Annotated in this window: 25 protein-coding genes; 14 read left to right on the forward strand and 11 right to left on the reverse strand. The window is 66.7% G+C overall.

Annotated elements, in window-relative coordinates; translation table 11 throughout:
* Positions 1-4: 4 nt before the first annotated feature.
* The 6 genes from C8K14_RS13325 to C8K14_RS13350 form a co-directional block, all read right to left on the reverse strand.
* Positions 5-949: a lytic transglycosylase domain-containing protein gene (locus C8K14_RS13325; protein ID WP_233251076.1), complete on the reverse strand. Its 945-nt coding sequence runs from the start codon at positions 947-949 to the stop codon at positions 5-7.
* Between the two features lie 208 nt (positions 950-1,157).
* Positions 1,158-1,526: a hypothetical protein gene (locus tag C8K14_RS13330; RefSeq protein WP_022677654.1), complete on the reverse strand. Its 369-nt coding sequence runs from the start codon at positions 1,524-1,526 to the stop codon at positions 1,158-1,160.
* On the reverse strand, positions 1,523-1,843 hold the full coding sequence (flgM, locus tag C8K14_RS13335) for a flagellar biosynthesis anti-sigma factor FlgM (RefSeq protein ID WP_082350217.1): 321 nt from the start codon (positions 1,841-1,843) through the stop codon (positions 1,523-1,525). The genes C8K14_RS13330 and flgM overlap by 4 nt, the downstream gene beginning before the upstream one ends.
* 120 nt (positions 1,844-1,963) lie before the next feature.
* The gene (locus C8K14_RS13340; RefSeq protein WP_107717012.1) at positions 1,964-2,533 is read right to left on the reverse strand and encodes a flagella basal body P-ring formation protein FlgA; all 570 of its coding nucleotides are present in this window, start codon (positions 2,531-2,533) and stop codon (positions 1,964-1,966) included.
* Positions 2,534-2,589: 56 nt separating this feature from the next.
* The gene (locus tag C8K14_RS13345) at positions 2,590-3,045 is read right to left on the reverse strand and encodes a hypothetical protein (protein ID WP_107717013.1); all 456 of its coding nucleotides are present in this window, start codon (positions 3,043-3,045) and stop codon (positions 2,590-2,592) included.
* Positions 3,042-3,785 carry a MotA/TolQ/ExbB proton channel family protein gene (locus C8K14_RS13350; RefSeq protein ID WP_107717014.1) on the reverse strand — a complete coding sequence of 248 codons (744 nt, stop codon included), beginning with the start codon at positions 3,783-3,785 and terminating at the stop codon, positions 3,042-3,044. The genes C8K14_RS13345 and C8K14_RS13350 overlap by 4 nt, the downstream gene beginning before the upstream one ends.
* Before the next feature lie 223 nt (positions 3,786-4,008).
* On the opposite strand from C8K14_RS13350, the gene flgB reads away from it, so the two are divergent.
* The 13 genes from flgB to C8K14_RS13415 all read left to right on the forward strand — a co-directional run bounded on the left by flgB (position 4,009) and on the right by C8K14_RS13415 (position 14,072).
* On the forward strand, positions 4,009-4,371 hold the full coding sequence (gene flgB / locus C8K14_RS13355) for a flagellar basal body rod protein FlgB (RefSeq protein ID WP_107717015.1): 363 nt from the start codon (positions 4,009-4,011) through the stop codon (positions 4,369-4,371).
* Positions 4,368-4,790 carry a flagellar basal body rod protein FlgC gene (gene flgC, locus C8K14_RS13360; protein ID WP_022676874.1) on the forward strand — a complete coding sequence of 141 codons (423 nt, stop codon included), beginning with the start codon at positions 4,368-4,370 and terminating at the stop codon, positions 4,788-4,790. The genes flgB and flgC overlap by 4 nt, the downstream gene beginning before the upstream one ends.
* Position 4,791: 1 nt before the next feature.
* A complete protein-coding gene (locus C8K14_RS13365) occupies positions 4,792-5,193 on the forward strand; it encodes a flagellar hook assembly protein FlgD (protein ID WP_022676875.1) in 402 nt (133 codons plus the stop codon).
* A 31-nt stretch (positions 5,194-5,224) separates the two neighbouring features.
* Complete coding sequence (locus C8K14_RS13370) at positions 5,225-6,037, forward strand: flagellar hook-basal body protein (protein WP_022676876.1); 813 nt, start codon at positions 5,225-5,227, stop codon at positions 6,035-6,037.
* A gap of 22 nt (positions 6,038-6,059) precedes the next feature.
* Positions 6,060-6,815: a flagellar basal body rod protein FlgF gene (locus C8K14_RS13375; protein WP_022676877.1), complete on the forward strand. Its 756-nt coding sequence runs from the start codon at positions 6,060-6,062 to the stop codon at positions 6,813-6,815.
* A 25-nt stretch (positions 6,816-6,840) separates the two neighbouring features.
* Positions 6,841-7,629 (forward strand): flagellar basal-body rod protein FlgG, encoded by a 789-nt coding sequence (flgG, locus tag C8K14_RS13380; protein WP_022676878.1) that lies wholly within the window; start codon positions 6,841-6,843, stop codon positions 7,627-7,629.
* A gap of 22 nt (positions 7,630-7,651) precedes the next feature.
* On the forward strand, positions 7,652-8,434 hold the full coding sequence (locus C8K14_RS13385) for a flagellar basal body L-ring protein FlgH (protein WP_233251077.1): 783 nt from the start codon (positions 7,652-7,654) through the stop codon (positions 8,432-8,434).
* A 127-nt stretch (positions 8,435-8,561) separates the two neighbouring features.
* Positions 8,562-9,647 carry a flagellar basal body P-ring protein FlgI gene (locus C8K14_RS13390; RefSeq protein ID WP_043609634.1) on the forward strand — a complete coding sequence of 362 codons (1,086 nt, stop codon included), beginning with the start codon at positions 8,562-8,564 and terminating at the stop codon, positions 9,645-9,647.
* Positions 9,647-9,991: a rod-binding protein gene (locus tag C8K14_RS13395; RefSeq protein WP_107717016.1), complete on the forward strand. Its 345-nt coding sequence runs from the start codon at positions 9,647-9,649 to the stop codon at positions 9,989-9,991. Before C8K14_RS13390 ends, C8K14_RS13395 begins: the two co-directional genes overlap by 1 nt.
* Positions 9,992-9,996: 5 nt before the next feature.
* Positions 9,997-11,334 (forward strand): flagellar hook-associated protein FlgK, encoded by a 1,338-nt coding sequence (gene flgK, locus C8K14_RS13400; RefSeq protein ID WP_107717017.1) that lies wholly within the window; start codon positions 9,997-9,999, stop codon positions 11,332-11,334.
* A gap of 7 nt (positions 11,335-11,341) precedes the next feature.
* The gene (locus C8K14_RS13405) at positions 11,342-12,268 is read left to right on the forward strand and encodes a flagellar biosynthesis protein FlgL (protein ID WP_107717018.1); all 927 of its coding nucleotides are present in this window, start codon (positions 11,342-11,344) and stop codon (positions 12,266-12,268) included.
* Between the two features lie 88 nt (positions 12,269-12,356).
* On the forward strand, positions 12,357-13,220 hold the full coding sequence (motA, locus tag C8K14_RS13410) for a flagellar motor stator protein MotA (RefSeq protein ID WP_054132420.1): 864 nt from the start codon (positions 12,357-12,359) through the stop codon (positions 13,218-13,220).
* A 15-nt stretch (positions 13,221-13,235) separates the two neighbouring features.
* Entirely contained in the window at positions 13,236-14,072 is an 837-nt protein-coding gene (locus C8K14_RS13415; RefSeq protein ID WP_054132421.1) for a flagellar motor protein MotB, read from the forward strand.
* 411 nt (positions 14,073-14,483) lie between these two features.
* Here C8K14_RS13415 and C8K14_RS13420 read toward each other — a convergent pair whose 3' ends face one another.
* The 4 genes from C8K14_RS13420 to C8K14_RS13435 all read right to left on the reverse strand — a co-directional run bounded on the left by C8K14_RS13420 (position 14,484) and on the right by C8K14_RS13435 (position 19,679).
* Entirely contained in the window at positions 14,484-15,035 is a 552-nt protein-coding gene (locus C8K14_RS13420; protein ID WP_107717019.1) for a VOC family protein, read from the reverse strand.
* Between the two features lie 377 nt (positions 15,036-15,412).
* Complete coding sequence (locus tag C8K14_RS13425) at positions 15,413-16,924, reverse strand: DHA2 family efflux MFS transporter permease subunit (protein WP_043609628.1); 1,512 nt, start codon at positions 16,922-16,924, stop codon at positions 15,413-15,415.
* 1 nt (position 16,925) lies between these two features.
* Positions 16,926-18,104, reverse strand: coding sequence for an HlyD family efflux transporter periplasmic adaptor subunit (locus C8K14_RS13430; protein ID WP_107717020.1), 1,179 nt, complete (start codon positions 18,102-18,104; stop codon positions 16,926-16,928).
* A 63-nt stretch (positions 18,105-18,167) separates the two neighbouring features.
* Entirely contained in the window at positions 18,168-19,679 is a 1,512-nt protein-coding gene (locus tag C8K14_RS13435; RefSeq protein WP_199223730.1) for an efflux transporter outer membrane subunit, read from the reverse strand.
* A gap of 103 nt (positions 19,680-19,782) precedes the next feature.
* On the opposite strand from C8K14_RS13435, the gene C8K14_RS13440 reads away from it, so the two are divergent.
* Positions 19,783-20,445 carry a TetR/AcrR family transcriptional regulator gene (locus C8K14_RS13440; protein WP_107717021.1) on the forward strand — a complete coding sequence of 221 codons (663 nt, stop codon included), beginning with the start codon at positions 19,783-19,785 and terminating at the stop codon, positions 20,443-20,445.
* Between the two features lie 78 nt (positions 20,446-20,523).
* On the opposite strand, the gene C8K14_RS13445 is transcribed toward C8K14_RS13440, so the two are convergent.
* On the reverse strand, positions 20,524-21,405 hold the full coding sequence (locus C8K14_RS13445) for a flagellin (RefSeq protein ID WP_062787656.1): 882 nt from the start codon (positions 21,403-21,405) through the stop codon (positions 20,524-20,526).
* Positions 21,406-21,554: the final 149 nt, after the last annotated feature.

Here is a 21,554-nt window from a genome sequence, read left to right on the forward strand (position 1 = left end):
TCGGTTAGAGCCCCATCGCCTTGAGCCGGCCATAAGCACGGGCCACATGATCGCCACCCGCGTTGCCCGGCGCGGCCAGGGCGAAGGTATCGCGCAGGGTATCGGCCATCGAGGCACGCGGCGTGGCTGCCTGCCCGCCAGGGTTGCCCGCATTGGCCGCTGCCTGCTGGAATTCCTGCGCCATGGGGCCGCCGGTCGGCGCCGGCTGACTGACTGGCGCCCCCGGCAGATCGAGCGCGGAGGGATCGCCATAGGGCGTGGCGGCCATCGCCCATGAGCCCGAGAGCGGCGGCAGCGCGCTGCCGCTACCGGCAGCCTCGAGCCGGCTGCGCAGCAGGTGCATCACGCCCGACAGCGAACGCGGCGCGCCGCTGGCGGAAAAGAAGATCGCGCGGTTGGCCGCTGCCGCCTTGGGCAGCAGCGCCGCCGCGCTAGCATCGGGATCGGCGGCCAGGCCGGCCAGAAAGCGCCCGGCGCCATCGGCACCGAGGAAATGCGCGAGATAGAGTTCGGCATTGTCGGGATCGCGGCCCAGCGTGGTGGAGAGCGCCACGCGGTTGTCGTTGGCCAGGTCTCCGGCCAGAAGGGCAGAAAGCTGGGGGTCATGGCGCATGGCCAAGAGGCGGCTGCGCAGCGCGGGATCGCTGGCGGCACTGCCCACGGCATCGCCCGCCCAATCCAGCCCATGATCGGCGCCGTGGCGCGCCAGGGTGCCGAGCCAGGTCTGCCCGGTGAACTGGTAAAGCCCGGTCGCGCTGGACGTGCGAGCGCGGGCATGGGGATCAAGCCCGGATTCGAGCCGCGCCTGCGCGAGCAGATAGCCAAAGTCCACGCCGGTGGCATTGGCCGCGCGCGCAATGGCGGCGTGCACCGCACCGCCCTGGGGTGCGCTGCCGCCCATGATCGCGCCGGTTGCCGGATCGGCAATGCTGCCGGCAGAGTTTTGCACTGAACTCAAGGCCCACATCCTTGTGCTTGCGGCGAAAGCCAGACGATGGCGCGCCGCGACAAGGATGGTTCAGCAAGGGTTGTGCCAGTTTTTCGAAATCCTGAAAAAGGATGCCGGATTCAGCGCTTTGCCGCGCACAAAAAAGCGCTGCGGGCCGGCCCGGCAAGGGCAGCGGCACGCAGCGCCAGACAAAATTTGCCGGTGGGGATCAGCGCACGCGCGCGGTGCGGGCGTGGTGCGCGCGCACCTGGCCGGCATGGGCGCGATAGAGCGCGGGGGTTCCGGTAAGGGCATCGAGCCGCGCGGCAACATTGGCGGCGATCAGGTTGCGCACGCGGCGGTTGGCTTCGTTGAGGCGGCGCGCGGCATCGACCATGCCCCGGCATTCCTCGTCGATCGCCTCGCTCGCCACCGTTTCCAGGCGGCTGCACAAATCCGCCTTGTCGACCGCGCACCCCATGATCGCATCCATGTCGAGGCCAGCCAGCGCCTGGCGTTCTTCATTGAGCACGGCAATCATCTGGCCCAGCGCGCGGGCGAGATCGGTGGGGTGGCAAATCGGTGCGTCAGCAGTCATTGGGGGGTCCTCAGCAGCATGCCGGCGGCAATCATGGCATCGGCGATCCGGGCGGGAATCACCGGGTAATGGCCCTCCGCGATGGCGCGGCGAATCTGGGCGACGCGATCGCTGCTGACCGGCACCTCGCCGGCGCGGGTGGCATCGCTGGTGGCAACAGTGGCAGCGGCGGTGGCCGCGCTGGCCTGGGCAGCAGGCGCGGCCTGGGCTACGGCTGCCGCCGTGGGATCGGTCGCCTGGGGCGGCACATCGGATGCGGCAATCTTGACCTGGACCGCACCAACCGGCCGCGACGGTCCGATTTCGATGTTGGACATGGTCGAGCTCCTCGGGGGTGATGCCGGGAAGAACGGCATCGCGCCGCAGAGTTTAAGACCATGCGGCGGATTTTTGCCGGGTCAATCTGCCTTAGGGAAATTGCAGTGGTGCGCGCCGGTTCACTCGACCGGCACTTCGACCACGCCGGGGCGCACGATGCGCCCGCGCAGGGCATCGGCCTTGGCCCCGGTGCGCACGCGGATCCAGCCGCCCACCGGGCCAGGATCGAGCGCCTCGCCAGCCTGCTCGACCGAAAAGCCATCGCCCACCATGGCGATCGTCACGCCATCGCCGCGCAGCACCGCCGGCGCTGCGGCCGGGCCAGCCGGCGCTTCGGCAACCGTGGCCACTACCGGCACGAACAGGCGCCAGCCGCCGGTGTCGGGGCAGCGCACCAGGATGCTGTCATGCGCCCCGGCGCGCCAACCCAGGGCCAGCGGCGCGGTGCAAGCCACCAGGCGCAAGCGCCGATCAACCGGCTGCGCCGCGCCGCCCGGCACGCCGATGCTGCGGCCGGTGAACTGCGCAACGGCCTGATCGATTGCGGCCATATCGGCAAAGCGCGTGGTTGGCGCCTGCGCCACCTGCGCCCGCGCCACAGGGCCAGTGGCCAGCAGGGCGGCAAGCGTACCGGCAACGACTGCGGCAAGGGGGGCGGCAAAAACAGGCCGGTTGGCGGCAGCGAACATGGCAATTTCCTGAAGCGGGAGGCGTCTTGCCCGCTTTTCAGCAAGAGCCATGCCATTCAACGCTCTTCATCGTAGCCCAGCGTGACGCTGGCGCCCGGCTGCGCGCCAGGTTCCACCACCAGCCGCGCGCTGGCGGCACGTTGACCAGCGCTACGGGCCAGGCTGGCGGCCTGGTCCAAGGCTGCCTCTCGCCCGCCAGGCCCCGTGGCATAGCGCACCACGATCGACAGGCGCAGGCGCGGATCGGCCGCCTGTTCAGCCAGCCATTGCGCCAGCGGCGGAGCGCCAGGCCCATCGCGCCACACGCCCACCGGCTCTGCCTGCAGCGACGGGGCAACGGGCTGAACCGCAGGCGGCGGCGCCGGGGCGCGCAGCGGGGCCGCCTGCGCCCTGACCGCGGGCGAGGCCGGGCCTTCGGCCACGGACAGGGCAGAGGCGCAGATCATGAACAGGATCAGCGCGAGATCGGCCAGGATGGTCTGCCATCCGGTCTGCCCGGGCCGGGTGATCATGCCGTTTCGCGCGGATCGAGGGGTCGCAGCCCCGTATCTGCCGCCATGCCATCGGCGTTTGCCGCCCTGCGTGGCAGGGTGACGCCGTGCGGTGACAGCGGCGTGGCGCGCTGGCGATCGGGGCAGGCTGGCCCCACCTGCTGGGTCAGCCAGGTCATCACGTCGGCGCGGGCTTCCTCTTCGGCCTGCGAGGCGCGCTCTACCGCACGGCCCAGCGGCCCCATGACGATGTGGGCCAGCAGCAGGCCATAGAGCGTGGTCAGGACCGACATGGCGATGGCGCCGATGAAATTGCCGTGGGCCAGGCTTTCCACCTTGAGCTGGCTGAGCGCCACGAGCGTGCCCGCCAGGCCGAACACCGGCGACAGATCGGCCGCCTGCGCCAGGGTGCGTGCCGCTGTGGTGGCGCGGCGCAGGCGCGCGCGGCGCCAGGTTTCATGCTGTTCGACCAGCCCGTCGAGCGAGCGGGTACGCACCAGCGCGGTGGTGGCGGAATCAAATTCGCGATCGGCCAGGCGGCGCGGGTTGGCGCGGATCACCCCATCGCGGCGGATCAGCGCCACCTCGTGCGCGAGTTCGGAACGCATCGCCGCGGCATTGAAGCCAGGGCGCAGCAGCCCCGCCACCGCGCGCACCGCCACAAGGCTGTCATGCCAACCACAGCGCAGCACGGTGCCGACCAGCGTGCCGCCAACAACGATCACGGCCGATTGGGCATCCAGCAGGTGGGTTAAATCCATGGGCCTTGGTCTTTCGCGAAATCCTGGCACGAAGAACGGCAGCGCGCGCGCTGGTTTCAGGGGGGCGGCAGCCCGGCTTGCCGCCTTTCGGCAAAGCCTTGCCGTGCCTGGCGGGGTGGCCTGCAACCGTGGTGCCAGATTCCGGGCCATTGGCGCACTTGGCACGTCCCTTGCTGAACCACCGGCATCATTCGTCTGCCCAAGGAAAGCGAGAGCACCGCCGATGAGCCAGAGTGCACCATCCGACAGCCTGTTCGGCATCCATGGCGCCGCGCTGGAACTGCGCGCCACGCGCCTGGGGCTGCTGTCGTCCAACATCGCCAATGCCGCCACGCCCGGCTACAAGGCGCGCGACATCGATTTCGGGGCCGCGCTCAAGGCGCGCCTGGCCGGTGCCAGCGAAAGCCAGGCCGAAGCCGGCGCAGCGCTCTATCGCGTGCCGGTGATGCCCAGCCTGGATGGCAACACGGTGGAAATGGCCACCGAGCAGACCGCCTTTGCCGAAAACGCGGTGGGCTATTCCGCCACGCTGGAGTTCATCCGGGGGCGCGTGGGCGAAGTGACCCGCGCGCTCAAGGGTGAATGACCATGGCGGGCAACGGCAACACCCCCCTCACCCTGTTCGGCGTGACCGGCCGCGCGATGTCGGCCCAGTTGGTGCGGATGAACGCGGCGGCATCGAACCTGGCCAATGCCGGCAACGTCGCCGGCAGCGAGGCGCAGGCCTATCGCCCGCTGCGCCCGGTCTTTGCCGAGGAACTCGATGCGCGCTCCGGCCTCGCCACGGTCAAGGTCCAGGGGGTCTATCGCACCGATACCACCGCCGTGCGCACCCACGATCCCGACAATCCCCTGGCCGATGCCAATGGCGATGTCTGGGCCGCCCCGGTCGATGAAAATGCCGAGATGGTCGAGATGATGGAAGCCAGCCGCCAATACCAGAACGTGGTGGAGGCGATGCAGACCGCCAAGCAGCTGATGCTCGATACGATGAGGATGAAGTGACATGACCACCGTTACCTCTACCAGCGCCACGGGCACCGCAGCGGCCCCGGCCAAGACCGGCTGGGCCAGCCTTGGCGCCACCGATTTCCTCAAGATGCTGACCGCGCAGCTGCAGAACCAGGACCCGACCTCGCCGGTGGACAACACCCAGATGGTGGCCCAGCTGGCGCAGTTTTCGTCGCTGTCGAACTCCACCGAGATGAACTCAACGCTGAGCGCCATTTCCGACAAGCTCGACAAGCTGAACACGGCCAGCGCGTCAAACGCCGATGTGGCCGCCACGCTCAAGACCATTTCGCAACAGTTGGCCGCGATCGGCGCGGCCCAGGCCGCCGCCGGCACCACTGGCACGACGGCGGGCGGCACGGCGACGGGCACCACCACCGCCACCACCGCCGCCTGATCCCTTTCCCCAACCGACAGGAAAACACGCCATGTCGTTCTATACCTCGCTCAACGGCATCAAGAATGCGCAGACCGATCTCAACGTCGTCAGCAACAACATCGCCAACTCGGAAACCAACGGCTTCAAGAAAAGCACGGTGAGCTTTGCCGACGTGGTTGCCGGCACGGCATTCACCAACCCGCGCCTGATCGAGGGGATCGGCGCCAAGGTCGAGGCGATCACCCAGAACTTCAAGCAGGGCGCGCTCGATTCCACCGGCTCCTCGCTCGACGTGGCGGTAAGCGGCGACGGGTTCTTCACCGTCAAATCGCCCACCACCGGGCAGACGATGTACACCCGCAATGGCGCCTTCCAGATGGATGCCGGCGGTTATGTCACCGACGCGCAGGGCAACCGCGTGCAGATGTATCCCACCGACGCCACGGGCACTGCCACCAGCACGAGCCTGCAGGACACGCTGGTGCCGATCACCAACGCCGCCGGATCGGAATTTGCCGGGATGACGGTTTCGGAAAACGGCAATGTCGCGGCCAGCTATGCCGACGGGTCCAACACCGTGATCGGCAAGATTGGCCTCGCCACCTTCCTCAATCCGCAGGGCCTGCGCCAGCAGGGATCGGCCGATTGGACCGCCACCAACCTGTCGGGCACGGCCAACTATGGCGAGCCGACCAATGGCCAGTACGGCAAGCTGATGTCGGGCTATCTCGAACGCTCCAACGTCGAGGTGTCGGACGAGCTGGTGGGCCTGATCGTGGCCCAGCGCGCCTATCAGGCCAATGCCAAGGCGATCGATACCGCCACCCAGGCCACCCAGGCCATTCTCAACCTGCGCAGCTAAGGCTTAAGGGAGGCAAGCGGCCATGGACCGGCTGATCTATACCGCCTATTCCGGCATGACCGGATCGATGGTGCGCGAGCGCGTGATCGCCAGCAACATGGCCAATGCGCAGACCGTGGGCTTTCGCCAGGAAATGCTCAGCGCCACGCCGGTCACGCTCAAAGGCCCCGCGCTGGAAGCCCGCGCGATGACGCAAGGCTATGTCCAGGGTTCCAGCATGAAGCAGGGCGCCACCATGGCGACCAACAACCCGCTCGACGTGGCGTTGAGCGGGGACACCATGCTGGCCGTGCAGGCGCAGGATGGCAGCGAGGCCTATACCCGGCGCGGCGACCTGACGATCACCACCGATGGCGTGCTGCAGAACGGCGACGGGCGGCCGGTGATCGGCGATGGCGGGCCGATCACCGTACCGACCGGCACGATCGTGACCATCGCGCCCGATGGCACCGTGCTGGCCGGCGATCCGCAGAACCCGTCCACCCCGCCCCAGGCGGTGGCGCGGATCAAGCTGGTTTCCACCCAGGGCAGCCAGGTGGGCAAGGGGCTGGACGGGCTGTTTCGCGTGACGGGGCCGAACAATACCATCGGCACCCTGCCGCAGGACGAAGAAGCCCGCCTGACTCCCGGCGCGCTGGAGCAATCCAACGTCGATCCCACGCAAGTGCTGGTCGAAATGGTGGAGGCGCAGCGCCTGTTCGACATGCGCACCAAGGTGGCCTCCACCGCGCGCGAGGTGGACGAGAAATCCGCCTCGCTGATGCGCCTCAACACCTGACAATCCCTTTCGGAGAGATCCTGCCATGCCCAGTTCCGCCCTTCACGTTGCCCGCACCGGCCTGGAAGCCCAGGACACGCGGATGCGGGTGATCGCCAACAACCTGGCGAACGTGAGCACCACCGGCTTCAAGCGCGACCGCGCCAACTTTTCCACGCTGGCCTATCAGGACACGCGCGTGGCCGGGCAGCAGTCTTCCAACGAGACCGCCTATGCCACCGGGCTCAACCTGGGCACCGGCGTGGCGCTGCAGGGCACCGCGCGGATGGAAAGCCAGGGCCAGCTGCAAAGCACCGGCAATGCGCTTGACCTGGCGCTCGACGGTGATGGTTTTTTCCAGGTGACGCTGCCCGGCGGCCAGCTGGCCTATACCCGCGCCGGCAATTTCAGCCGCTCGGCCGACGGCACGCTGGTGACCTCGCAAGGCTATCCGCTGCAACCGGCGATCACCGTGCCCGAAGGCGCAAGCGCGATCACCGTGGCGCAGGACGGCACCGTGACCGCCACGCTGCCCGGCGCGACCGAGGCGACCACGCTGGGCCAGATCACCATTGCCAGCTTTGCCAATCCGCAGGGCCTCAAGGCGCTGGGCGACAACTTTCTGGTGGAAACCGGCGCCAGCGGCGCAGCGCAAGTGGGCAATGCCGGCGACGCCGGGCGCGGTCATATCCAGCAGGGTTACCTGGAAGCGTCCAACGTCAACGTGGTGGAAGAGCTGGTCGACATGATCGAGTGCCAGCGCGCCTACGAGATCAATTCCAAGATGATCTCGGCGATCGACGAGATGCTCAAGAACGCCAACCAGACGCTGTAAGGCCGGAAAGACGCTAAAGCCCATGGACTCTCCGTTCGATCCCCTGTTCGACAAGGCGCTGCATGCCGAGCGCGGCCGTGGGCTTGCCCCGCGGCAGGGCCTGGGCCTGCGCCAGGGCCTGGGCCTGGGCCTGCGCCTGATGGCGATGCTGGTGGTGCCGGCGATGATCACGGCCGGCATGCTGGTGGCGGCCCAGCCGGCCAAGGCGCGCAACCGCCCGGCGGCGGGGTTTGATCCAGCGCTGCCGGTCGAAAGCCCGGCCAAGCCCGCCGATGGCAGCATTCTCAACCTGGCCAATGGCTATGCCGGGCTGGTCGAAGGGGCGCGCGCCCATGCCGTGGGGGACAGCCTGGTGATCGTTCTGGCCGAACAGCTGACCACGTCGAAATCGGCGGCGAGCAAGACCGCCAAGTCATCCTCGTTCACGTTCACTCCGCCCAACAAGGGGCCGCTGTCGATCCTGTCGCAGAACGGCATCAACAATTCGGGCGCCAGCGCCTTTTCCGGCCAGGGCAATGCCTCGCAGACCAGCACGCTGGGCGGCGAGGTTTCGGTGACGATCGCCCAGGTGCGTCCCAATGGCACCGCGCTGGTCAAAGGCGAAAAGCGCCTGACGCTGAGCCAGGGCCAGGAATGGGTGCAGCTATCGGGCATCGTGCGCCTGGCTGATATCGACACGACCAACCGCGTCCAATCGGGCCAGGTGGCCGATGCGCGGATCACCTATGCCGGCAACGGCGATGTCAGCCGCGCTGCCCACCAAGGCTGGCTGACCAAGTTCTTCAACCTTGTCAGCCCGTTCTAGGGAACCCTTGATGTCTATCGCTTCTCCCATCGCGTTCGATCTGGCCGCTGCGGCGCTGGCCGGGCTGGCCCTGCGCCCGCTGTGGCGGCGCGGCCTGCTGGCAGTGCGCCCCGGCCTGTGGCTGGTGATGGTGGCCGCAGCGCTGGCCGCGCTGCCGGTGTTGGGCACCGCCGCCCATGCCGAACGGGTGCGCGATCTGGGCGAGTTCCAGGGCGTGCGCTCGAACCAGCTGACCGGCTATGGCATCGTGGTGGGCCTGCCCGGCACGGGTGACGACAACCTGGAATACCTGACCCAGGCGATGCGCGGGGTTTCGGGCCGGCTGGGCGTGCAATTGCCCGCCGGCGTGGCGCCGGGCCTGAAGAATGCAGCGGCGGTGATGATTACGGCCGATCTGCCGGCCTTTTCCAAGCCCGGCCAGCGCATCGACGTGACCGTATCGACGATCGGCAAGGCCAAGTCCTTGCGCGGCGGGGCGCTGGTCTTGGCGCCGCTCTATGGTGCCGATGGGCAGATCTATGCCATGGCGCAGGGCAACCTTGCCGTCGGCGGCCTGGGCATTACCGCCAAGGATGGATCGCAGCTGACCGTCAACGTGCCCACGGTGGGCCGCATTGCCGAAGGCGCCACGGTGGAGCGCGCGGTCGATACCGGGTTTGATCGCAACGAGGTGTTGCGCTGGAACCTGTTCGACGCCGATTTCCTCAACGCCGCCCGCGTGCGCGATGCGATCAACACGCGTTTTCCCGGCACCGCCAGCGTGGAAGACGGCGTGACCGTGGCGCTGCGCCTGCCCAATGGCAGCGATGCCCGCGCCAGCGCCATGGCCGCGATCGAGGCGATCGAGGTGAGCCCGGCCGAGGCCGCCGCCAAGGTGATCGTCAACAGCCGCACCGGCACGGTGGTGATCAACAGCGCGGTGCGCCTGTCTCCCGCCGCGATCAGCCACGGCAAGCTGGTGATCAAGGTTGATGAAAAACCGCGCGTATCGCAGCCCGGCCCCTTTTCCAACGGCCAGACCGCCGTGGTGCCGAGCAGCCAGATCAGCGTGGAGGAACAGGGCAACCACGTGGCGCTGTTCAAGCCCGGTGCCTCGCTCTCTTCGCTGGTCAATGCCCTTAACAAATTGGGGGTTTCGCCGTCCGATCTGGTGGCGATCCTGGAAGCGCTCAAGCAGGCCGGCGCCCTCAAGGCCGAAATGGTGGTGATCTGATGACTTCTGCATCGACAAGCACCGGCGCCGTTTCGGGCGCCGCCGCAGCCGCCACGTCCCCGGCCAGCGGCCCCGATCGCGCCGCGCTGCGCAAGGCCGCGCAGGGTTTCGAGGCGATGTTCCTGCGCCAGATGTTGAGCACCGCGCGCAGCACCGACTTGGGCGGCGACGATCTGTTCGGCAAGAAGCAGGACGATACCTTTACCCAGATGCGCGACGAACGCTTTGCCGAGATCGCCGCCAAGGCCGGCACGCTGGGCCTGGCCACGCGGCTGGAAAGCCAGTTGGCCAGTGCGGCTGCCCAGGCCACTGGCGCCAAGCCTAAAACCGGTGGGGGAGCCTGAGCGCCATGACCACCGACCTGCTCTCGATCGCGCGCAGCGCCACCCGCGCCGCCCGCACCCAGTTGGACGTGACCGCCCAGAACATCGCCAATGCCGGCACCGATGGTTATGTGCGCCGCACGGTATCCACCGAAGAGGTGATGACGCCCGGCTATGTTGCCGGGAACCGCGACGTGTCGCTGTCGGGCGTGCGGGTGACCGGGGTTATCCGCAATGCCGATGCCTTTCGCCAGGCCGAGGTGCGGCGCACCGGCGCCGATACCGCGCGCGCCGATACCGAAGTGGGCGGCCTTACCGATATCCAGTCCGCGCTTGAGGCGCCGGGCGTCTATTCGGCGATCACCGGCTTTGAAACCGCCCTCACGCAACTGGCGCAAAGCCCCACCGACACGCCGTTGCGCGCCTCGGTGATCGCGGCGGCGCAGACCCTGTCCAACAGTTTCAACATCGCGTCAAACCAGCTCGATGCCGTGGCCAAGGGCCAGCAGGGCGGCGCCAGCGATGGCGTGAACCAGATCAACACGATGTCGGCCGAACTGGCCAAGGTCAACGGCCGGCTGGCGCGCATGGCCGATGCCAGCAGCGATCGCACCGGCCTGCTCGACCAGCGCGACATGCTGCTCGAAAAGCTGGCGGGCTATGCCGATATCGCCACCAGCTTTGCCAGCAATGGCGCGGTTGATGTGACGCTGGGCGGCGCATCGGGCGCGCCGCTGGTGACCGGTGCCACGGCGCAAGCGCTGGCGGTTACCACCGCTACCGATGGCACGATCGGCTTTACCGTCAACGGCGGCGCGGTCACTCTGTCGGGCGGCTCGCTGGCGGGGCAGCAACAAGTACTGGCCAACCTGGCCGATGTGCATGGCCAGCTCGACACCCTGGCCAAGAGCGTGATCGACACGGTCAACACCGTGCAGGGCAATGGCGCCGCGCTTGATGGATCGACCGGCCCTGCACTGTTTTCCGGCACGGGCGCGGGCAGCATGGCGCTTGCCACCACCCAGGGCAGCGCGATCGCCACGGCGGCCGCAGGCGCCGCCGCCGGCAGCCGCGACACCACCAACCTAACCGCGCTGCGCAATGCGCTGACCAGCGCCGATCCGGCCGGCACGATGGATACCCTGATCTATCAGGCCTCTGCCACGGTGCAGGCGCGCACCACCACGCGCGATGCGCTCAAGACCATTTCCGATGCGGCCAAGACCGCGCTTTCCGCCCAGGCCGGAGTCGATCTCGACACCGAAGCCATCAACCTGACCCGGTTCCAGCAGGCGTTCCAAGCCTCGGGCCGGGTGATGCAGGTTGCCGGCAACCTGTTCGACACCATCCTCTCGATCAAGTAGGTCGCCCATGTCATCCAGCGTATCGACCACTACGTCCGCGTTCTACGATCGCTCCGCGCTCGATCTCAACGGCTTGCGCACCCAGATGGAGCAGGTGCAGACGCAGATTTCCAGCGGCAACCGGCTGACCGCCTCGTCAGACGATCCGCTCACCGCCTCGCGCCTGCGCAACCTGCAACGCCAGGATGCCATCGCCAAGGTCGATGCCGGCGCGGCCAACCGCGCCACGGCCGATCTCAACCTGACCGATTCGGCCATGACCGAGATGATCAACACGCTGCAGCGCACGCGCCAGCTGGCCAACCAGGCCGCTACCGGCACGCTGTCGAACGAGCAGCGCACCAGCATTGGCCAGGAACTGGCCGAATTGCGCAACAACCTGGTCTCGCTCGCCAATTCGCGTGACAGCGCGGGCAATGCGCTGTTCGGCGGCGATGCGGCGGGCGCGGCCTATAGCGTGGATGCCACCACCGGCGTGGTCAGCTATGTCGGCAGCGGCAGCGCCGGCACGCTGGAACTGGGCGACGGGCAGAGCGTGAAGCGCAGCCTGACCGGGCCGGAGTTTCTCAATTTCTCGTCGGGCGGCACCAGCAGCGATGTCTTTGCCGCGCTCAAGAGCCTGACCGACGCGATCAGCGCGGGCGGCACCGGCGCGCAGTCTGCCGCCAACAGTGCGCTTACCACGCTCGATGATGCCATGACGGCCGTATCCACCGGGCAGACCGTGGTGGGCGCGCGGCTGTCGTGGATCGATCTCAATACCGAGCGGCAGACCACGATGGGCGAGGCGCGCAGCCAGGACCAGAGCACGCTGGGCGCCACCGACATCCCATCGGCCTATACCCGGTTGCAGGAACTGGCCACGGTGCTGCAGGCCAGCCAGGCCAGCTTCACCAAGATCTCGGGCCTTTCGCTCTTTACCATGATGTCCTGAAAGTGCGCGCGCCCGTGCCGTTCTGCATTGCAGCAACGGCCGGGCGATAGCGCCGGCTTTCACGGTTTATCGACAGGGTCACCGCTTCATGTTTGCTGGTATCGGCATCGTCGTCCTGCTCGCCATGGTTTTTGGCGGCTTCATCATCACCGGTGGCGCAATCGGCCCGGTGGCCGAAGCCATACCCCACGAAATGCTGATCATCGGCGGCGCGGCGCTGGGCGCCACGATCACCGGCAATTCCATGCACGAACTGAAGGGCATCGGCGCGGGCCTAGGCAAAGTGTTCAAGGGCCCCAAGCACAACAAGCAGGACCATGTCGATGCCATCGTGCTGTGTGCCAAGCTGATGAAGATCCTGCGCAGCGATGGCCCGGTGGCGCTGGAAAGCCATGTGGCCGATCCCAAAAGCTCGGCCCTGTTTGCCGAATATCCGCGCATCCTGGCCCATAGCGCGCTGGTCTCGCTGATCTGCGATACGCTGACCCTGATCGTCGTGTCTTCCGGCACGCTGGAAGTGCATGCCGTGGAAGACGTGATGGACCACGCGATGAAAACCCATTTCCACGAGCAGGAAGAGGCGCAGCACGCCCTGCAAGGCCTGGCCGACGCCCTGCCCGCGCTGGGGATCGTGGCCGCCGTGCTGGGCGTGGTCAAGACCATGGGCTCGATCGACAAGCCACCCACGGTGCTGGGCGCGATGATCGGTTCGGCCCTGGTCGGCACGTTCATGGGGGTGCTGCTGGCCTATGGCATCGTCGCGCCGCTGGCTGGCCGGCTCAAGCAGGTGCTCGATCAGGATGCGATGATCTACCAGGCGGTCAAGCAGGTGATCGTGTCCTCGCTGCACGGCTGGCCGCAGCCGCTGGTGGTGGAAAGCGCGCGTTCGGGCCTGGGCCATGCGTTCCGGCCCGGCCTGTCGGAACTGCTCGACGCGCTGCGCGGCCGCTAAGCGAAAGGGATCGCCATGGCCAAGCCACCCAAGGGCAAGGACGCACCCAAGCCGATCATCGTCAAGAAGATCACCGTGGTGGCCGGCGGCCATCACGGCGGGGCCTGGAAAGTGGCCTATGCCGATTTCGTGACCGCGATGATGGCGTTCTTCCTGCTGATGTGGCTGCTGGGCGCGACCACCGAAAAGCAGCGCAAGGGCATTGCCGACTATTTTACCCCCACCCTGGTCAAGACGCGCAAGGGCAGCGCCGGGTCTGACGGGCTGCTCGGCGGCTCGTCGCTGACCGATGCCGACAACTATCCCCACCGCGCCGGGCAGACCGGCACGCGCACGATGACCATCCCGCGCGATGCCACCGGCGGCCCCAAGGATGGCGGATCGAAGATGAAGCGCACCCAGGTGATGCAGCAGCGGCTGAAGGAAAAGCTGGATGCCAATGAAAAGCTGCGCCAACTGGCCAAGCAGGTGCACATGACGATGACGCCCGAGGGCATCCGCATCGACATGCTCGACGATGCGCACTTCTCGATGTTCCGCCTGGGCACCACGATCCTCACGCCCGATGCGCTGGAACTGATCCGGGCGATCGGCCAGGCCATCGCGCCCGAACCCGGCGGCCTGACCGTGCGCGGCCATACCGACGCGCTGCAGTGGAAGCCTGGCGACCCGGCCAACAACTGGTCGCTTTCGGCCGGCCGCGCCGAAGCCACGCGCCAGGCCCTGATGCGCAACGGCGTGGGCGAGGCCCGCTTCCAACGGATCGAAGGCGTGGCCGACCGCGAACCCCTGGTGCCCGACAGCCCCAACGACCCGAGCAACCGCCGCATGTCGATCCTGCTGCTGGATTGAACCGGTTGCGGTGCCAAGCGCGAGACCGGGCGTGGTGCTTTGTCATGGAGTCACACGAAGCCACGAAGACACGAAGGAAAGACCCTTCTTCGTGTCTTCGTGGCTTCGTGTGGGATTTTCAGGCAGAGCGGTTGGGATCGCAGACTGACCGATCCGGATAGCCCGATGTCGAATGGCTGATGGTAGTGAAGAGTTGCCTTTGCCGCCTCCGACTTCGTCACTCCTGCGCAGGCCGGAATCCAGTGGCTTCCGGGCGATTGAGACCACGCCGAAACTGGATTCCCGCCTGCGCGGGAATGACGAAGAAATGGATTAAAAGTCGCTGGAAACGGACAGGCAGCTTTCGAAGGGCGCGGGCGATAGCTGCCTTCCCAAAAACGATGGTGGAACGGGAAACTTCGGCAGGCTACATCAGCGGGCTGGTGGCTGCATAAGCTCTATCGTGATATGATCCGGGCCTGAAACATAGGTCACCAAAGTTCCCTTGCGGGGACCACCTGCGATTGGCAGCGGGCTACCCTTCGCCTTCCATCCTGCTGCCTCGACGCGGGCTATGGCGGCATGGATATCCTTCACGGTCAGAGCTAGGTGCGCCGCACCGATCGCCCCCGCGCTATCGGGCACCGCCCCGTTCTGGCGTCCCTTTGAATATTGCAACAGTTCGACCACGTAACCGTTTGGCGCCCTGACGATCGCCGTTTTCACACTCGGATCATCGACACCTGTGACTTGATGCACGAAGTCGCCCCCCATCTCCGCTTGTCGCTCAAGTGTGAAGCCGAGCGCTTCCGTCCAAAACCGAATGGCTTCGTCCAAAGACGATACAGCGAAGCCCGTGTGGTCCACGGCGATCACGTTTGTTGCGTCGTTCATTGTTGCACTCTCACCGGGCCGTGCCTGCGCTGTCTGGGCCTGCGCCCCGGCGGCAACTGATGCCAACAGCATGACGAATATGATCTTCATGATGACGCCTTAACGGGTCGGCCTCCTACCGAGAAGGAACCTTTTTTGAGAGATCGGTGCCCTCCCACGTTCGGGTTGGAAGCCGTTCGGTGCATTCGCTTTCCCAAAATATGTTCCCGATTCCTCTTTTCCAAATATGCGTCTCAGGCATGAGAAATCGGGACTGATCCGGGCCAACAATCGGCAACTTTCGGGATCGCGAGTTCAAGACCTGATCGACCAGGATTGGGCGATTTCCGCCATTGCCGGGTATGCACATCCCCATCAAACCAGCTCGTGCAGAGGCGCGGCTAACAGCCACTCTCTTCGCCTCTGCGCGAAATTTCATCATGCGCTCACAATGCCGGGTAATTTCCAGTCGAGCGGCTTGCGCAACGCTACCCCTTTTTCCGCCCCGGCTTGGGGGCCAGCCAGATCATCCCGGCCGAGACGAACAGGACGATGGTGCACACCATGAAGACCTGGCGCGTGGCGAGCGTTACCGCCTCGGTCTGCACCAGTTGGCTCAACATCATGCTCGCCTGCGCGGCCGGCAGGCCGGTGTGCGTGGGCGGATGAATCAGCCCGACCAGTTCGGCGCGGTTGTACTTGGTGAAATGTTCCCACAGCGTGGTGGACATCGAAGTGGCAAAGGCGCCGGCCATCGTGCGCATGAAGTTCTGGATGCCCGCGCCCGATGCGGTCTGGTCGGGCCGCACCGAAGCCATCGCCAGCGCGGTGGAGCCGACGAAGAAGAACGGCATGCCCAGCCCCTGGAGCATCTGCGGAAAGGCGATGGTCCAATAGCCCATGTCGGTTACCCAGCGCGTGCGCAGCCAGGCGACTACGGCCAGCCACAGGATGCCGAACGAGATCAGCCCGCGCGTATCGACCTTGCCCACGAACCGCGCCACGATCGGCGAAAAGACCACGGCCAGGACACCGACCCAGCCCACCGCCAGACCTGCCCAGGTGGCGGTGTAGTTGAGGTTGGTTTGCAGGAAGAGCGGGATCAGCACGATGAACGAGAAGAACGCCGCATAGGCCACGCACTGCGTCACCACGGCCACGGTAAACCCGCGGTTGCGGAATACCGAGAGGTCGATGATCGGGTGATCTTCGGTCAATTCCCAGATCAGGAACGAGATGAAGCCAATGATCGCGACCACGGTGAGCGTGATGATGAAGCCACTGGAAAACCAGTCTTCCTCGCGCCCTTTGTCGAGCATGATCTGCAGCGAACCAACCCAAATCACCAACAGCGCAAGACCGACGAAATCGATCGGCGATTTCTGCGTGGGAGTTTCGTACGGCCGCACCAGCCGCCAGGCGACGATCAGCGAGAATGCGGCGAGCGGAATGTTGATGAAGAACAGCCAGTGCCACGACCAGTTGTCGGAAATAAACCCACCGCAGATCGGTCCGGCAATCGGCGCGACCACCACGGTCATCGCCCACAGGCCCAGCGCGGCGCCGCCCTTGTCCTTGGGGAATATGCGCAGCAGCAAGGTCTGCGTCATCGGCATGATCGGGCCGCCGCACAGCCCCTGGCACACGCGGAACGCGATCAGCAGGCTCAGGCTGCCGGCCATGCCGCACAGCATCGAAAACAGGCCAAAGCCCAGCAGCGCCATGATGAACACCCGCACTGCACCAAACGTGCGCGCGAGCCAGCCGGTCAACGGCACGCAGATCGCCTCGGCCACGGCATAGGACGTCAGCACCCAGGTGCCCTGCGTGGGCGACACCGCCAGGCTGCCGGCGATATGCGGCACCGACACGTTGGCGATGGTGATATCAAGCAGCACGACGAAGTTCGACAGCGCCAGCGCAAAGCCGCCCAGCGCCAGCTTGGCGCCCTTGAGCGGTGCCGGCCCATCGCCAAAGCCCATCGGCGGTCCGCCGGCCATGTCAGTTCTGCCCGGTCTGCGACCGGTCCTTTTCAGGGCGCGTATCGATCGTGGCGTCCATCGACAGGCCGATGCGCAGCGGATGCGCGCCCAACTCGTGCGGATCGAGCGCGACACGCACCGGCAGGCGCTGCACCACCTTGATCCAGTTGCCCGTGGCATTCTGCGCCGGGATCACGGCCAGCGCCGAACCGGTGCCACCGGAAAAGCCCACGACGCGCCCGTGATAGACCACATCATCGCCATAGAGATCCGATGTCAGCGTCACCGGCTGGCCGGGACGCACATGGGCCAGCTGGCTTTCCTTGTAGTTGGCGTCGACATAGGCCTGGCTGATCGGCACGATGGTCATCATCGGACTGCCCACGGCCACGCTTTGCCCCACCTGCACCGTGCGCTGGGTGACAACGCCGCTGACCGGGGCCCGGATCACCGTGCGATCGAGATTGATGCGCGCCTGGTCAAGCCTGGCCTTGGCGGCCAGCACCTGCGGATTGGTTTCCGGCGTGGTGCCGGTGATCAATGCGGCATTGGCCGCCTGCTGGCCATTGGCGGTGCCACGCGCGGCCTGGGCGGCGGCCAGGTTGGCGCGGGCGGCGGCAAGCTGACCTTGCGCAGAAGCATAGGCATTGCGCGCGGTGGTCAGTTCCTCGCCCGACACCGCCCCGTCGCCCACCAGCGACTGGCGCCGCTTGAGATCGATCTCGGCGCGTTGGACATCGGCCATGGCCACCTGCACTTGCGCGGTCATGCGGGCGATATCGGCCTGCTTCTCGCCCACCTGGGCCGACAGCGCGGTGCCGGTGGCGATGGTCTGGCGCACCTTGCGCAGCGCATCGGCATAGTCCGCCTCGGCCGCGGCCAGGGCGATTTTGGCGTCGGTGGGATCGAGTTCCACCAGCACGTCACCCTTGCGGACGACTTGCGTGTTGTTGACCGCCACGCGCCGCACCGGCCCGGCGACCAGCGGCGTTACCTGTGCCACTTCGGCCGCGACATAGGCGTTGTCGGTTTCGACATAGCGCCCGCCTTCGATCCATTCGTAGATGCCGACACCGGCCGCGACCAGCGCCACGACACCAGCAAAGATCAGGAAACCACGCTTGCGCGCGGCCTTGCGCGCATCGGCCTTGCTGGAGGCCTGGTCCGTATCGGGAAAATTGGGTTCAATGTCAGCCATGGGCGGGTCTCGGCATCAGAAAGAAGAAGAACAGGGATCAGGCAAACGGCAGCGCGTCGGCGGTCAGCCGGCGCGGAAGCCGCCGCCCAGGGCGCGCACCAGCGCCACGTGGGCAGACAGCGTGCGGGCCTGGAGATCGGCAAGCAGGCGCCGGTTGGCGAGCAGGGCATCCTGCGCCGACAGGACCGACAGATAGGTGGACAGGCCGGCTTCGTAACGGCGGCGGGCAATGCGATAGGCATCGTCAGAGGCGGCCACCGCCTGTTGCAGCTGGGCACGCTGGGCATCGATCGATTGCCGGGAGGCGGCGGCATCGGCCACATCGCGCAGCGCCTTGAGCAGGGTATCGTCATAGCTCGCCACGGCCTCGTCATAGCTGGCGCGCGCCTGGCGATAGCCACCGGCGATGCGCCCGCCCGAAAACAGCGGCAGGCTGATCGCCGGGCCGATCGATCCGGCATCGGAACCGCTCGCCGTCAGATTGCTAAGGCCAAGCGCCTGCACGCCGATGAAGCCCATCAGGTTGACGTTGGGATAGAACGCGGCATGCGCCACCTGCACCCGCGCCGCCGCCGCTTCTGCCCGCGCGCGGGCGGCGGCGACATCGGCGCGGCGGCCAACCAGATCGAGCGCCAGGTTGGCGGGCAGGCCCTGCGGCGCCAGCGTGGCAAGCTGTGGCAGGGGGATCGCATCGCCGCGCGCCGGCGGCGCCCCGATCAGCACGGCCAGGGCATGGCGGGCCAGGGCAATCGCCTCGTCCGCCGCCACCAGATCGGCGCGGGCAACCGGAATGCCGGCTTCGGCCTGGCGCTGCTCGGCGCGGGTATCGAGGCCGTTGACCACGCGCTGGCGCACCAGCTTGGCGGTATCCTCGCGCAGTTGCAGCGCCTGGGCCCGCACATCGCGGGCGGCCGCGGCGCGGGCCAGGGTGGCATAGGCATCGGCAACGCCCGTGGCGATGGCGAGGCGGGCGGCCTGCGCCTCATATTCGGCGGCCTGCGCCTCTGACGTGGCAGCGCGCAGGGCGGCGCGGTTCTTGCCAAAGAAATCCAGTTCGTAGCTGAGGCTGAGCGAGGCCGCACCGGTATCGTTCCAGCCCTGCGGCACGAAGGCCGGGGGAATGCCGTTGTTGTAGCTCTGCTTGGCTTCGGCCGCGTTGGCGCTGGCGGAAATACCGGGCAGCAAAGCCGCCCCGCTCGCCTGGGCGAGACCGCGCGCGGCGCGCAGGCGGGCATCGGCCTGGGCCAGCGTGGGAGAATTGGCCACGCCTTCCGCGATCAGCGCGGAAAGCTGCGGATCGCGCAACGCCTGCCACCAATCGGCCGCAGGCCAATCGGCCGGCGTCGTGGCCTGTGCTGGCGCGGACGCGGGCAGCGCCAGATCGCTGGCGGTTGCCTGGCGCAGCGCCGGCTTTTGGCCAAGATCGGGAACGGGGGCGCAGCCGGCCAGCAGGCCCGCCATGGCCAGGCCACTCACCAGCGGCGCGCGCCAGAACGGCCGAATCGCGGCGGCGGAAAACGCGGCGGAAAACAGGGCTGACGCGCGGTTGGAAAGACCGGCGGGGGAGGCAGTCATGCAGGGCCTTTGCGCAATCGGGAACGGGACGACCGTGTACGGATCGGTCACTAATCTTCAACTGCGCCCTTGCACTGCGCCTGTCAACAGCTATGTGTACAGAATGGTCACTAACCCGTCCAATTGCAGACTCAAACGCTGTTCGCCCGATGAGCGGCGGGAACACATCCTGTCCGTGGCCACGCAGGTGTTCACGCAGACGGGCTATGGCGCCACCTCGATGTCAGCCATCGCGGCCGAGCTGGGCGGTTCCAAGGCCACGCTTTACAAGTATTTTCCATCTAAGGAGCAGTTGTTTGAAGCGGTGCTGATGCGCGGCTGCGGCGCGGTCATGGCCTCGCTTCAGGAACTGGCGGAAACCGAATCGGATGACCTTGAGGGCATTCTTACCGATTTCGGCACGCGCTTCCTGTCCGGGCTGTGCAGCCAGCGCTCGATCGATGTCTATCGCATGGTCCATGCCGACGGGGTGCAATTCCACGAAGCGGCAGAGATGTTCTTCCGCTGCGGGCCGGAAATTGCCGGCACTACCCTGGCGGCCGTGTTGCACCGCGTGGCTGGCCAGCGCGGCCTGGCCCTGCCCGATCCGCGCCTGGCAGCAGACCAGTTCCTGGGCATGGTGCGGGGCAAGCTGCACATGCGCGTGGCCGTGGGTGTGATGCCGGCGCCCGACGCAGAAACGATTCGCTGCCACGCCGCGCACGCCGCGCGCATCTTTGCCCACGGGCTGTTGCACCAGCCAAATACCGGCCAGCCAAGGACCTGATCCCCCAACAACGACGATGGCCGGCGATCCCCAGGGGAATCGCCGGCACCGTGGAGAACCGGGTATTGGCAGCTGGGATCAGCGCAGCAGCGTCAGCACGTTCTGCTGGTTCTGGTTGGCCTGCGAGATCATCGCGGTCGACGCCTGGGCCAGGATCTGCGCCTTGGCCATCTGGGTGGTTTCGGCCGAGTAGTCGGTATCCTGAATACGCGAACGGGCATCCGACAGGTTGGTGATGTTGTCGTTCAGGTTGTTGACCACCGAGCTGAGGCGGTTCTGGCCGGCACCGAGCGTGGCGCGCGTGGCGTTCACTTCCTTGAGCGCGGCATCGACGTTGTCCATCGTGGTCGATGCCTTGCCGGTGTCGGACACGTCGAGCGCCTGGGTGGTCGAGGTGGCGCTGTACGACGTGTCGGTGCCGCCGAACAGGTTGACGCCCGAGAACGCCTTGCTGACGAGGTCGACCGTGTCGGTGGTGTTGGCACCGGTCTGGATCGAGCTTTTCACGTCATCGCTGCCGTCGGTGGCCGCCGTGCCGCTGGCGACCTTGAACACCTTGTTGCCGTTGAACTCGGTATTGTTGAGCACGTCGGAAATCTGGGCATTCAGGTTCGAGACTTCCGACTGCATCGCGTCGCGGTCAGACTGCTGGTAGGTGTCCGACTTCGACTGCACGGCCAGTTCGCGCACGCGCTGCAGCATGTTGGTCACTTCGCTGAGCGCGCCTTCGGCCGTCTGCGCCATCGAGATGCCGTCGTTGGCGTTGCGCACGCCCTGCGACATGCCGGTGATCTGCGCGGTCATGGTCGTGGAAATGGCCAGGCCCGCCGCATCGTCCTTGGCACTGTTGATTCGCTTGCCGGTCGACAGCCGTTCCATCGCGGTTGCAGCCAGCTTGCTTGCCGAGTTGGAAGCGTTGGCCGCCTTGATGGCGCTGACGTTGGTGTTGATTACCGCCATGATGTTTCTCCGATTTTCGGGACAGACCCCAATCGCTGCCAGTCCAGGGATTGACCGGCTGCACGGCAAAGACCGGCAGGATGGGCGGCAATTTAAGGGCAAAATCTTGCCGGTCAGCGGTTTTGCGGCGGCGCCATATACGTGTTTCC

This window comes from Novosphingobium sp. GV079 (genome assembly GCF_003058045.1).
GTDB classification, from domain to species: domain Bacteria; phylum Pseudomonadota; class Alphaproteobacteria; order Sphingomonadales; family Sphingomonadaceae; genus Novosphingobium; species Novosphingobium capsulatum.